The organism is Chitinophaga rhizosphaerae, from assembly GCF_003958645.1.
GTDB classification, from domain to species: Bacteria; Bacteroidota; Bacteroidia; order Chitinophagales; family Chitinophagaceae; genus Chitinophaga; species Chitinophaga rhizosphaerae.
This window is the reverse complement of the sequence record NZ_RXLO01000003.1, coordinates 767,524-780,074: the sequence shown is the minus strand read 5'-3', so window position 1 is coordinate 780,074 and position 12,551 is coordinate 767,524. Positions and strand designations below refer to the sequence as shown.

10 protein-coding genes and 2 tRNA genes are annotated in these 12,551 nt (G+C 54.4%); 11 read left to right on the top strand and 1 reads right to left on the bottom strand.

Annotation, left to right across the window (positions count from 1 at the left end; all coding sequences use genetic code 11):
* The first annotated feature begins 40 nt into the window (after window positions 1-40).
* Both mtaB and EJ361_RS10240 read left to right on the top strand, forming a co-directional pair.
* The gene (gene mtaB, locus EJ361_RS10245) at window positions 41-1,321 is read left to right on the top strand and encodes a tRNA (N(6)-L-threonylcarbamoyladenosine(37)-C(2))-methylthiotransferase MtaB (RefSeq protein WP_126245496.1); all 1,281 of its coding nucleotides are present in this window, start codon (window positions 41-43) and stop codon (window positions 1,319-1,321) included.
* Window positions 1,322-1,403: 82 nt separating this feature from the next.
* A tRNA-Val gene (locus tag EJ361_RS10240) sits at window positions 1,404-1,478 on the top strand.
* A 935-nt stretch (window positions 1,479-2,413) separates the two neighbouring features.
* On the opposite strand, the gene EJ361_RS10230 is transcribed toward EJ361_RS10240, so the two are convergent.
* Window positions 2,414-3,130, bottom strand: coding sequence for an HmuY family protein (locus EJ361_RS10230; RefSeq protein WP_126245494.1), 717 nt, complete (start codon window positions 3,128-3,130; stop codon window positions 2,414-2,416).
* A gap of 309 nt (window positions 3,131-3,439) precedes the next feature.
* Here EJ361_RS10230 and EJ361_RS10225 point away from each other — a divergent pair.
* From EJ361_RS10225 to EJ361_RS10185, 9 genes are all read left to right on the top strand, one after another.
* Window positions 3,440-3,514, top strand: a tRNA-Val gene (locus tag EJ361_RS10225).
* 151 nt (window positions 3,515-3,665) lie between these two features.
* Window positions 3,666-4,022 (top strand): S-adenosylmethionine decarboxylase family protein, encoded by a 357-nt coding sequence (locus EJ361_RS10220; protein WP_126245493.1) that lies wholly within the window; start codon window positions 3,666-3,668, stop codon window positions 4,020-4,022.
* Between the two features lie 4 nt (window positions 4,023-4,026).
* Window positions 4,027-5,310 carry a DUF4178 domain-containing protein gene (locus tag EJ361_RS10215; protein WP_164714165.1) on the top strand — a complete coding sequence of 428 codons (1,284 nt, stop codon included), beginning with the start codon at window positions 4,027-4,029 and terminating at the stop codon, window positions 5,308-5,310.
* Window positions 5,297-5,491: a hypothetical protein gene (locus EJ361_RS10210; protein WP_126245491.1), complete on the top strand. Its 195-nt coding sequence runs from the start codon at window positions 5,297-5,299 to the stop codon at window positions 5,489-5,491. Before EJ361_RS10215 ends, EJ361_RS10210 begins: the two co-directional genes overlap by 14 nt.
* A 10-nt stretch (window positions 5,492-5,501) precedes the next feature.
* Entirely contained in the window at window positions 5,502-5,720 is a 219-nt protein-coding gene (locus EJ361_RS10205) for a DUF350 domain-containing protein (protein ID WP_126245490.1), read from the top strand.
* 10 nt (window positions 5,721-5,730) lie between these two features.
* Window positions 5,731-7,227, top strand: a complete 1,497-nt coding sequence (locus tag EJ361_RS10200; RefSeq protein ID WP_126245489.1) for a polyamine aminopropyltransferase — start codon at window positions 5,731-5,733, stop codon at window positions 7,225-7,227.
* 6 nt (window positions 7,228-7,233) lie between these two features.
* Entirely contained in the window at window positions 7,234-8,805 is a 1,572-nt protein-coding gene (locus EJ361_RS10195) for an FAD-dependent oxidoreductase (RefSeq protein ID WP_126245487.1), read from the top strand.
* Between the two features lie 104 nt (window positions 8,806-8,909).
* On the top strand, window positions 8,910-9,251 hold the full coding sequence (locus EJ361_RS10190) for a DHCW motif cupin fold protein (protein ID WP_126245485.1): 342 nt from the start codon (window positions 8,910-8,912) through the stop codon (window positions 9,249-9,251).
* 221 nt (window positions 9,252-9,472) lie between these two features.
* Window positions 9,473-12,505 (top strand): M60 family metallopeptidase, encoded by a 3,033-nt coding sequence (locus EJ361_RS10185; RefSeq protein WP_126245483.1) that lies wholly within the window; start codon window positions 9,473-9,475, stop codon window positions 12,503-12,505.
* Window positions 12,506-12,551: the final 46 nt, after the last annotated feature.

Here is a 12,551-nt window from a genome sequence, read left to right as displayed (position 1 = left end):
GGACGGAAAAACGCCCGGAAATCGTACCTTTGCCATCCTTATGACCGGTCAAAAATCAGTAGCATTTCACACGCTCGGCTGCAAGCTGAACTTTTCCGAAACTTCCACCATCGGGCGGATGATGGAAAAGGACGGCTTTGTGCGGAAGGAATTTGACGACACGGCAGACGTGTACGTGATCAACACCTGTTCCGTGACCGACAATGCCGACAAGGAGTGCCGGCAGATCGTGCGCCGCATCCAGCGCCGCGCGCCCGGCAGCATGGTGGTCATCACCGGCTGCTATGCCCAGCTCAAACCAAAGGAAATCGCCGAAATCCCGGGGGTAGACCTCGTGCTCGGCGCCGCCGAAAAGTTCAACATAGCAGATCATATCCGCGAGCTCACCAAAGGCGATAATGGCGCCAAGGTCTGCTCCTGCGACATTGAAGACGTCAATACGTTCCATTCCAGCTATTCCATCAACGACCGTACCCGTACCTTCCTCAAGGTGCAGGACGGCTGCGATTATACCTGTTCTTTCTGCACCATCCCCATGGCGCGGGGCATCAGCCGCAGCGACTCCATCGCCGGAGTGCTGAACAACGCCCGCGAACTGGCGGCCGGCGGCGTGAAGGAGATCGTGCTCACCGGCGTGAACCTGGGCGACTTCGGCAAAGGGTTCGAAGGCGGCAAGAAGCGCGAAGAATCGTTTTACGAGCTCATCCAGCAGCTGCATGCCGTAGAAGGTATCGAACGGTACCGGATATCGAGCATCGAACCGAATTTGCTGACCGACGAGATCATTGATTTCGTGGCACAAAGCCAAAAATTCATGCCGCACTTCCATGTTCCCCTGCAAAGCGGCAGCAACGATATCCTCGCCGGGATGCGCCGCCGCTACCGCCGCGAGCTGTATGCCGAAAAAGTAGCGCGGATCAAGGAAAAAATGCCGCATTGCGCGATCGGCGTAGACGTGATCGTGGGCTTCCCTTCCGAAAGCGACGGCCACTTCCTCGAAACCTACGATTTCCTCCATAGCCTCGACGTGTCGTACCTCCATGTGTTCACCTACAGCGAGCGCGACAATACCCATGCCCTCACCATTTCGCCGGTGGTGCCGGTGAACGTTCGCCAGGAGCGCAACAAAGCCCTGCGCAACCTGAGCCATAAGAAAATGTCGTACTTCACCGAACAGCACATCGGGCAAACGCGCCCCGTGCTTTTTGAATCGCACGGGAAAAACGGGATGATGGAAGGCTATACCGATAACTACATCAAAATCTCTACGCCTTTCCGCGAAGAATGGAGCAATAAAATCGTGGATTGGGTACTTCGATGAAAAAAAATTGAAAAAAAATTTGGCGGAATTCAAAAAGATTCTACCTTTGCAATCCCAACGAACGAAAAGCGTTCACAAAAAAGGGAGCTTAGCTCAGCTGGTTCAGAGCATCTGCCTTACAAGCAGAGGGTCGACGGTTCGAATCCGCCAGCTCCCACAAAGCCTCGCAAACTGCGGGGCTTTTTTGTTTCCCCCCGGCCTCCAACTTAATAGTGTATTTATTCTTTATATTTACGGCAATTTGCCCCCTGCCCATGAATCAGCGAAAAATCAATGGTTGGCTGCTGGCTTTAGCTTTACCCTCTCTCCTGTACTTCATTGTCATAACGCTACACGTAATTCGGTCGTTTCAATACCTTTCGATATCGCGCAGTTTATCCTGTACTGGGTGGGATTTCATGCCATCCTGGCCGTTGCCGGGATTATTTTCACTGTAAAACTCCGGCGTCGGCGGCAACCATTTAAACGCACCGCGTGGCTCACCATTTACTTTCTTCTACCGTTCGTGGTGTTTATCGGCGCCTGCATTTTTACATGCCTGTATTATTTGTTTGCAGCCATTTTAACTTAATTCATCTACAATGACAAACAAAACGATCAACACCTGGCTGATCTTTATGACCACCCCTTCCCTCCTGCCCTGCCTGTGTCGCTTTTCATCTTTATCATCACCACTTTCCACGGATAACTGATTTCTGCACATACGAATCAAACTGAATTCTTCTCACCTGAACGCAAAAAAATCAACACCTGGCTCGCTTACCTTGCCATCCTCTCCGTCACAACTATCCTTGTCATCATGCTGAGTGCATGTAAAATCATCACATTGCCGATTGACGGGGCGTATTTGCTGATGGCATGGTGTGTCTAAAGTATTTTCATGGCTTTTATCAGCGTAGTTTTATCCTATTCCCTAAATCAGCGGCAGCAACCATACGCTATTTCAGCCTGGCCAAGCGACTATTTCTGCCTGCCCGTTGTGCCGGGTATACTTGCGCTTTGGACCGGGAGTTCATTGCATTGAAAAAACGTCCCGCGAGCGGGACGTTCCGTACCAGTCGTTTTTAGCGGCATATTAAAAAATGAAGGAGGCTACCTGATGGTAAAATCTTTCGAGCCCGGCGCTGCCAGTACGTACTGGAAGTGGAAGAACGGGCGCGCGGTGGCGGTTTCCGGTTCTGCCGGTGCATCTTTGTACATGCTCGTGATTTTCAGTTTTGCATAGTTGCCGCTGGCGGTGCGGACGATGATCGTGCGATCCGGACGGGCCCAAACGGTATGTTTCTGCGTGGCAGCATTGTTTCCCCCGATGCCTTTGGTGGCGCGCAGCGTGCCCGCGAAATCGTACACGCACCAGCCGGTGGTGGTGCCGAAGAAGCCCGCGGTATCGAGGCCTACGCCGTTTGAAGCGGTAATGAAAACGGCTCCTTCCGGGACGCGGGTCACCTGGTCGAAGGGTTTATCGATGACCAGCACGCCTCCTTTGCCCGGGCCACCTTTTCCAGCGGATGTATTGCCCTCTTCATTGGCTCCGTAGTTACCGGAAACGGCGGAATTGGCGTTACCGCCGAACGCCACGTCCCAATCCCCGCTTTGCAGGTTTTTCGGGGAAGCGGCTTTTTCCTTTTCGAGGCTGAAGTAAATGGTGGCCTTGCCGGTTGTGGTATCTCCGTTGAAATTGGCTACCGAGATCAGTTTGTTGTAATTGCCCGCAGGAACGGGCGTTTCGTCCTTATCGTCTTTGGAGCAGGCTGCCAGCATCACTGCCGCAGCGCAGGCACCGGCGGCCCATTTGTAGTAATGTCTCATGTGGTAATATTTGAAGGTGCAAATTCCGGATTCGGCGTTACCATTTGCGGAGAAAGGATGTCCCTTCCCGGAAATTCACTGCAACACCGCAGTAAATCTTTTCGCAGCTTTTTAAGTTGATGATACATCCCTGTTGTTGGAAGCAGAAACGACATTTCGCGCTGAAGCCCGCTGCAGCAACGGGCTTCATCATCCACCGAAAAAAATCATTAAAAAAAATTCCTGCAGAGCTGATTGTTTTTGAAATATTTGTCTATATATTTGCACTCCCATCGAACGACAAGCGTTCACGAAACGGGGACACAAAAAGGGAGCTTAGCTCAGCTGGTTCAGAGCATCTGCCTTACAAGCAGAGGGTCGACGGTTCGAATCCGCCAGCTCCCACACACTAAACGGCAAGGAAGAATATCTTTCTTGCCGTTTTTCTTTTATTGCTATTCCCGCTCCAACCCTCCTCCCGTCGCATTCAACCCCGCGCATTTGCAAGGATGGCGGAAATATGATAATTTGCACCCCTCCAAGACCTATACCTGACATGACCTACACACCAGGACTTCATTTATTGGTTACCGCCCACACGCCGCCAGGTTCCACGCTGCTTCACAGCCATGAAGCCTGGAAAGATTTCATTCGGAACGCCATTGCCGCACACGGTTTAACGGAAGTAGGCGCGAGTTTCCACGACTTCCCGGGCGGGGGGTTCACCGGCGTCATCTGCCTCACCGAATCCCACATTTCCATCCATACTTGGCCGGAATACGGACTGTTCACCTACGATGTGTTCCTTTCCAATTTCCGCCGGAACAACGATGCCACCACACAACGGCTGCTCGACGAAACCCTGCGCTTCTTCGAAGCCACCCATCATGCACTCACATCCCTTCGCCGCTAACAATATGGATCAACCCAAATACACCGTGCGTTGTCCCGATTGCCGTACCGTTTACAACGGGTGGGACGAAGAAACCCTGTACTACGGCTGCGGTAAATGCAAATCCCTCCTACGCTGGCACGACGTGGAATTCGTCAAGCATCGCACCATGGTAGCGCCCACACATCCGAACACATTCGCCCTGGGCACCACTGGCCAGCTTTTCGATCGCCAATGGCGCATTATCAGTTACGCCCAACGCTACGAAACCGGCACTAAAGACGCCATCTGGCAGGAGTACCTCCTCTTCGACGAAGCCAATTTTAAATACGCCTGGCTTTCCGAATTCGAAGGGCACTGGCTCTTTGTGGAAACCATCCCCGAATCCGACATCTCCATCGAAGTGAAGGACGACATCCATCACGGAAGGGCCACTTATTTCATGGACCGTGACTTCCAACGGTACCACACCTACAAATCCAAATACCGCTACTTCTCCGGGGAGTTTCCCTACCTCCCGGATGCCCTTAAAGGGATAGACTGCGTCGAATATATCAGTCCACCGTACGTACTAACAAGGGAGAGCGGTCAAGACGGCACGGAATGGTCGCTCGCGCAATACGTTACCCCACGTATACTCCGCAAAGCATTCACGCCCGCGGAAAGTTTGCCGGAACGCATCGGCGTAGGTTCGGCGCAGCCGTTTTCCACCTGGATCAAGCCGCGCGCCATGATCTACACCGCGCTCGCATTCTGCGTATTGGTCTGGGGAACGCAGGCGCAGCTGAACGGCACTGCGCGGAACGAGGAAGTTTTCGCGCAATACATACCTATCGACACGGCCACCGAAGGCAAACCGGTCACCAGTTCATCTTTCGAGATCAAGGGAAGGCCGGCGTTGGTGGAGATCCGCAGCCGCGGGAGCGTCGATAACTCCTGGGTGGAAGCGTCTGTAGACATGATCAACGAAACTACCGGAGAAGAAAAAAGCTTCGCGCTGGGCGTTGAATATTATCATGGTGCAGACGGCGGAGAAAGCTGGAGCGAAGGCAGTACCGGCAGTACAGAAACCCTCTGTGCCGTGGAGCCCGGCCGCTACCACCTCGTTATCACCCCCTTCAAGGACACGAACACAAAAGCCGACTGGATCGAGATTTACGGGTATCACGATACCCCCTCCTGGTGGAACGCCATTTGGGCAATGGCCTTCATGGCCGCATTCTCCATCGGCCTTTATTACTGGGAAGACAGATTCGAGAAAAACCGCTGGTACGGCACCAAATTCAATCCCTATCATGAAGAAGACTAAACTGAATTATACCGTTTATTACGGGCCCGTCCTCATCGCCGCCATCTTGTACGGCATTTATTTTTACGGCACGTACAACGGCGTGCGGTATTGCAACTGCAAAGCCACCGAAGACTGGAAACCGGATGGCAATCAGCAGTCCAGCCGTTCGCACGGCGGTCCCAGATTTTATCACAAGTAAAAACCGAAATATGTCAGACGTTTTACAACTGAAGTACATTGTAGCTTCCGTGGTGTATTCCCTGATCGGGGTCATCATCCTCATCGTTTCTTTCTGGATCATTGAAAAAATCACCCCGGAAAACACCTGGAAAGAGCTCGTAGAGCACAAAAACATGGCGATCGCCGTGGTATTCGCCGCTTACATCATTGCCATCGGCCTGATTATCAGCTCCGCGATCCATGGGTAGCAACCGGTCTATGCACCTGCTGCTGCTCCTGTCGGTTTTCGTTATCGCCACCTGCGGACTGATCTACGAACTCGTGGCCGGCACATTGGCCAGTTACCTGCTCGGTGATTCCGTCACCCAGTTTTCCACCATCATCGGGGCGTACCTGTTTTCAATGGGCATCGGTGCGTTCTTTTCCAGGTACTTCACCAAAAACCTGCTGAGCTGGTTCATCCAACTCGAAATCCTCGTGGGGCTCGTGGGCGGGATCAGTGCCTGTCTGCTTTTTTTACTGTTCGATCATGTGGCTTCGTTCCGGATCGTGCTGTATTTGCTGGTAGGGTTGACGGGAACGCTCGTGGGGCTGGAGATCCCACTGCTGATGAACATCCTGAAAAACCGGATGGAGTTTCAGGATATGGTGTCGCAGGTATTTACCTTCGATTACATCGGTGCCTTGCTGGCGTCGATCATATTTCCACTGGTGCTGGTGCCGCAACTGGGATTGATGAAAACTTCGTTCTTCTTCGGCATTCTCAACACCGCGGTGGCGCTGGTGGTATTGTTCCGTTTCAGGAAGGAAGTGAAATGGGCGGGTTATCTGACGGTGAAAGCGATCTTGGTGACGGGGCTCCTGGTGGCGGGGTTTATTTTTTCCGACAAGATGATGGATTTCGCCGAATCGGCCGCCTTCAACGAGCAGATCATTTACTCCCGCTCCTCACCTTACCAGCGGGTGGTGCTGACGCGGCACAAAGACGATGTTCGCCTATACCTCAACGGCAATCTGCAATTCAGCTCCCGCGACGAGTACCGTTATCACGAAGCGCTCGTTCATCCGCCCATGATGCACCATCCCGATCCGCGGCGCGTGCTCATCCTCGGCGGCGGCGACGGGCTCGCAGCCCGCGAGGTACTGCGCTATCCGCATATCGACAGTATCACGCTCGTAGACCTCGATCCCGCCGTTACCGAACTGTTCGGCGGCAACACCATGCTCGCGGGGCTCAACGATTCCAGCCTCCTCGACCCGAAACTGCGGATCGTGAACACCGACGCGTTCCAATGGCTGCGCAGTCCGCATCAGCCGTACGACGTGGTCATCATCGACTTCCCCGATCCGTCGGGATATTCTGTCGGGAAGCTGTATACGAACACTTTTTACCAGTTGCTGCAACGGGTGCTGACGATGGAAAGCGTGGTAGTGATCCAATGCACTTCACCGTACGTGGCGCCGAAATCGTTCTGGTGTATCGATCAAACGATGCGCCACACAGGTTTTCAGACGCTTCCGTATCATTGCTACGTTCCTTCTTTCGGGGAATGGGGTTACATTATGGGGTCGCTGCGCGCGCCGGCAGACCGGGGAGATGCGTTGCCGGGGGGATTGAGATCCTTCTCCCGCGAATCTTTCGCGCAGATGCGGTATTTCCCACCGGATATGCAGGCGCACGATCTTCCCGTAAACAAACTTAACAACCAGGCGCTCGTCCATCTTTTCGAAAAAGAATGGGCGGGCTGGCAATAGTATAAAATGTTCACGCGTAAAGAATTCCTGCAGTACATCGCCCTACTGGCGGGCGGCGCTTATGCCGCGGGATGCCGCACGCCCGGGGCTTACGATCATATCGGCGGCAGCATCCTGGGCGCCTCCGCGGCCGCGGGTCACCAACTGCGCGACGGACTGTCCGTCTCCCCGCAAAAAACCATTCGCACCGGAGTCCTCATCGCCGGCGGAGGCGTTGCCGGACTAAGCGCGGCCAGAAAACTCCGTCTTTCCGGCAAAACCGATTTCCTGCTGGCTGAACTGGAACCGCAGACAGGCGGGAATTCCCTTTCCGGCGGAAATTCTATCACAAACTTCCCTTTCGGCGCCCATTACCTTCCCCTACCGAACCCGGAAAATACCGCGCTGATGGATTTTCTCACGGAAGCGGGATTGCTGAAGGGTTTTGACAAAGGGCTCCCCGTTTACGACGAACTGTCTCTGGTCTACGAACCTGCCGAACGCCTGTACCGCAAAGGCAGGTGGCAGGAAGGGATTATTCCGCAAGTGGGACTCTCCCCGCAGGAGCACGACGAAATGAAGCGTTTCCTGGCGCTGATGCAGACGTTCCGCGACGCGAAAGACTCCTCGGGCCGGCACGCTTTCGATATTCCCGCGGCGCTCAGCTCCCGCGATCCGCAATTCCTTTCGCTGGATGCGCTCACGATGGAGGCGTGGCTCCAACGCGAAGGGTTCCGCAGCGAGCCCCTTCGCTGGTACGTCGACTATTGCTGCCGCGACGATTATGGCGCTGGCATTAAAACCGTTTCCGCCTGGGCAGGCATCCATTACTTCGCGGCGCGGCGCGGCAAAGCCGCCAATGCTGACGCCAGCGCCGTGCTCACCTGGCCCGAAGGGAATGGCCGGCTGGTACAACATCTCCGCCGGCACAGCCACAACCAAACCCTGACCGGCACCATCGTATACCGCGTTCAAACAGAAGGTAATACCGTACTGGCCGATTGCTGGAACTACCAAACCCGCGAAGCCATGCGCATCGTCGCCGATCATTGTATCCTGGCCATGCCGCAGTTCATCGGCAGGCGCATTCTCGGGGAAACGCCGGGACCGCAGTTCACCTACGCACCCTGGCTGGTGGCGAACGTCCACCTCCGCGAACTTCCCGTGGATAAAAACCTGCCCGTCTGCTGGGACAACGTCATATACGGACAGCAAAGCCTGGGTTATATTTACGCCCAGCACCAAACCACAGACCGGCGCCCGGCAAAATCGCATGTAATAACCCTGTACTGGCCGCTGGATCAGCTGGAACCGGCGGACAGTCGCCGGAAAGCCCTGCAATTGCAGCACCGGGATTGGGTGGAACTCTGCATGGCGCAGCTCGAACAGGGCCATCCGCACATCGCAAAACTGGTTACAGCGGTGGATTGCTGGATCTGGGGCCACGGCATGATCAGGCCCATACCAGGCTTCATGACTACTGAAATCCCCGGAACACCGCCCCGCGTACATTTTGCGCATTCCGACCTGAGCGGGATCTCTATTTTCGAAGAAGCGTTCTATCAAGGGGAAAGCGCGGCGATGCGTTGTTTGGGTTGATCTGGCTATTACTTCCTTTAATGATCGCATTCGTCAACTTCAGGGAAAAACGATATTCGCGCTCATGGGGAATCCGTAATTTTATCCATCCCAAAAACAATCCCATGAGCATTCCATTTACCGTCGTCAACTGGCAAGATATCCTCCTTTCCACGCACCCCGGCGAAACGGGCGTTGCGCAATGGCAGACTTTGCAGTTCCCCGGCCTCCGGGTCCGCATCGTCTCCTACAGCCCCGGCTACCTGGCAGACCACTGGTGCACCAAGGGCCACATCGTCCATTGCCTGCAGGGCAGCTTCGACAGCGAGCTGAAAGACGGCACCACGCATACGCTCACGCAGGGAATGACCTATATCGTTTCCGACGACGCCAGCATCCACCGCTCCCGCACCGAAAGCGGCGTTACCCTCCTCATCATCGACGGGGATTTCCTCGCGGGAAGATGACTTTTCTTATCCTGGTCAACAGATTTCAAAAAAAGATGCTATATTGAAATAGAAAATACTCCTGAAGAGACCCGACCGTATCAAAATCTAACGTGTGATAAGATAAACCAAACCCTCAGGAACTTTCCCGGATCGTTATCAGTAAAACCAAAATCCCACGCCGCAGCCGATACGCTACGAAGCGGAAGTTGTTTGTTTCAAATGTGCTTAACCATTTAGTTATGAAATATATATCTACGCTACTCTTGGGGATAGGGCTATGCAGCGCCGCGTCTGCACAGTTCCAGGTCTCCCCCGTTTTCGCGACGTCTCCAACGCCCGCTCAGCCAGGAACGGAACTCAGCAAATGTTTCGACGGAGACGTTTCCACCATCTATCATTCCAGCTGGAGCATCAACGCCATCCCCGACACGGTGGATTTCTTCTTCAACGGCGTCAGCAACATCAACAAGATCGAATACTATCCCCGGCCCAGCGGCCTCAACGGCGTCTGGCAAAAAGTGGAACTGTATTCCAGGAAAGCCAATACGGCTTTCGTCAAAGCCGCAGACCTCACCTGGGCCAACGACAACACCATGAAAGTCATCAATCTTCCCGGAAACGGACTGGACACGCCGGCCTACGTGCGCTTCGTGGTCACCCAGGCCACCGGGAACTTTTCCAGTTGCGCGGAAATGAAGTTCTGGTCGTCTGCCGCACAGGTAGTACCCATCGACTGCGCCAACCCGGGCGACGGGCTGACTGGACTCCTGGACACGAAAATCACCGTCCAGAACGCGTCCGTTTCGCCGGCCGCCAACAGCGCCGGGGAAGGGATCGACAAAACCATCGACAACAACAAGAGCACGTTCTACCACTCGTCGTGGGCGGGCGGCGGGTTCCCCATCGAAATGACCTACAATTTCCAGGGGAACAACCAGATCAACTACATCGTGTACACGCCGCGGCAAGACGGCAGCGGCAACGGACATTTCGGGAACGTCGAAATATGGTACAAAACAACGCCGAACGGTACGCCCGTCAAAGCGAAAGACGCCAGCCTGAATTTCAGCGGAACACCCAGCCGGATCGAGCTGACCACACCGCTCGTCAACGTACGCGCCGTGATCGTGAAGGTATTGAGCGGGCAAAGCGATTTCGCCAGTTGCGCGGAGATGGAATTCTTCAAGAAGAACCCCGCGTCGGGCAGCGTGTACAATAATATGTTCGACAGCCTCTACTCCGTGCTGAAACCCGGTGTAACGCAGGCACAGATCGATACGGTTTCCATGCCGTTCTTCAAAACGCTGGCGCAATGCCTCTTCAACCAAACGTACCAGCGGAAATTCAGGTATCAATCCTATAAAGTATATCCGCTGGTGGGCACTACCGCCGCTTCGCTGAAAACATCCTCCTATAATTCTTTCGAAAACCCCACGGGCATCGCGTTCAAGGCGAACACGAAAGCCGTACTGTTCGTTGGCGCCACCAACGGCGTTACGCCCTCGCTACGGGTGACCGACTTCGGTTCCGCATCCATCACAGACCGGAGCTACGTGCTGTCTGAAGGCCTGAACGTGATCGATATCACGGCCGACGGGCTTGGATATATTAACTATTACAACAACGATTCCACGAAGCCGGATATCAAAATACACATCGCAACCGGCCGCGTGAACGGCTATTACGACCCCAAAACCGATTCGGATACGGACTGGTTCGGTTACCTGACCAACCAGATCTATCCCACGCTGGACATCAAGGGCCGGTTCGTGAACCTCAACTATCATAAAGCCGCGCTGCTGGGCAATTCCCCGCAATCCGGGCATGCGCTCATCGGGGTGTACGACTCCATCGTTAACACCGAGTATATTCTCATGGGCCTGTACAAGCACAACCGGGTACCGAAAAACCATATGTTCGCATGGTCGGCCTACAGCGGCGGATGGTATGCCGGCGGATGGGGTGCGCATTTCGACCTTACCTGGGGTGAGCCCGGCCTCGCGAATGCGGAAGGCGTAAAAGCATCTCCCTGGGGGATCGCGCACGAATTTGGCCACGTAAACCAGGTGCGCCCGGGATTCGTGTGGACCGGTACCACCGAAGTGACCAACAACCTGTATTCCGTTTGGGTAGATTATACGATGGGAACGTCTTACCCCGGCCGGTCGAGGCTGGACGACGAACCGGTTTCGCCGGACGATGTTCGTCCGGATATCGCCGGTGGCCGCATCAATGGCGCCATCCTGCACAGTTTGGTGAAAAAGAAGGCGATCATGTCGAACCCCGACGTGTTCAAACGGCTGGTGCTTTTCTGGCAGCTGGAATTGTATTACCAGGCTGCAGGGGCGAGTAAAAACCTGCCTACCTTGCAGGAACGTTTGACTGGCACGCCCGCTCCAGGCGGCAATCAGCCCGACGTGGCGTTCTGGCTCGGCGACATGCTGGAAAAAGTGCGCACTACCAATGATGCAGGCCTCACGAACAAGGATTTCATCCTGAACTGCGTGAAGAACGTTTGCGACGTGGTGAAGGAAGACCTCTCCGACTTCTTCGTGAAATCCGGTCTGCTGGCGCCTATCGACGAAATCGTGGAAGATTACACATCTGCGCGGATCACCATCACCCAACAGGACGTAACCAATACGATCAACGCCATCAAGGCCAAAAACTACCCTGCCCCGGTATCTCCCGTCATCCACTACCTGTCCGCCAACAGCGTCAATACTTTCAAAAACCTGCAGGCGGTGACGGGCACTTCGGGCGTGGGCGCTACCTTAAACAACAATACGATCACCGTAGACGCATCACAGTGGCAACACGCCGTAGCGTTCGAGACTTACAAAAACGATACGCTGGTGGACGTGGCCATCTTCGGGACCGGCAGCAGCGACAACAGTTTCACCAAAGTACTGTTCCCCGATACCGCAACAGCGGTGTTTGCGATCGGGTATAACGGCGAGAAAAAGCTCGTCTATCCCGCAACGCTTCCCAACCAGGTGGTAACCGGCATTCCGGAAGCCAATGGCGAGCATGCCAACATCAAGGTGTATCCCAACCCCACCAACTCAATCGTGAACATCACACTGAATGGCGAGGGAAAAAGAGCCCTGGACCTGCGCATGACCGACATTACCGGTACACTGATGCATACCAGGAGAGCTTTCGGCGGAGAAACAGTTCAAGTGGACATGTCCAGGATGCCGCCGGGAATGTATTTCCTGCAAATTCTCAGCAAACACGGCGTCATCACTAAAAAAGTGATCAAACAATAATCGTTTCCCGACACTAAAACAGCAAGGCCGTCTCGCAATGAGACGG

Excerpts from the sequence above, each read along its gene's own strand:
- mtaB (WP_126245496.1), top strand. The coding sequence starts at position 41 with ATGACCGGTCAAAAATCAGTAGCATTTCACACGCTCGGCTGCAAGCTG.
- EJ361_RS10215 (WP_164714165.1), top strand. The coding sequence starts at position 4,027 with ATGGATCAACCCAAATACACCGTGCGTTGTCCCGATTGCCGTACCGTT.
- EJ361_RS10195 (WP_126245487.1), top strand. The coding sequence starts at position 7,234 with ATGTTCACGCGTAAAGAATTCCTGCAGTACATCGCCCTACTGGCGGGC.
- EJ361_RS10230 (WP_126245494.1), bottom strand. The coding sequence starts at position 3,130 with ATGAGACATTACTACAAATGGGCCGCCGGTGCCTGCGCTGCGGCAGTG.
- EJ361_RS10185 (WP_126245483.1), top strand. The coding sequence starts at position 9,473 with ATGAAATATATATCTACGCTACTCTTGGGGATAGGGCTATGCAGCGCC.
- EJ361_RS10220 (WP_126245493.1), top strand. The coding sequence starts at position 3,666 with ATGACCTACACACCAGGACTTCATTTATTGGTTACCGCCCACACGCCG.
- EJ361_RS10200 (WP_126245489.1), top strand. The coding sequence starts at position 5,731 with ATGCACCTGCTGCTGCTCCTGTCGGTTTTCGTTATCGCCACCTGCGGA.
- EJ361_RS10205 (WP_126245490.1), top strand. The coding sequence starts at position 5,502 with ATGTCAGACGTTTTACAACTGAAGTACATTGTAGCTTCCGTGGTGTAT.
- EJ361_RS10210 (WP_126245491.1), top strand. The coding sequence starts at position 5,297 with ATGAAGAAGACTAAACTGAATTATACCGTTTATTACGGGCCCGTCCTC.
- EJ361_RS10190 (WP_126245485.1), top strand. The coding sequence starts at position 8,910 with ATGAGCATTCCATTTACCGTCGTCAACTGGCAAGATATCCTCCTTTCC.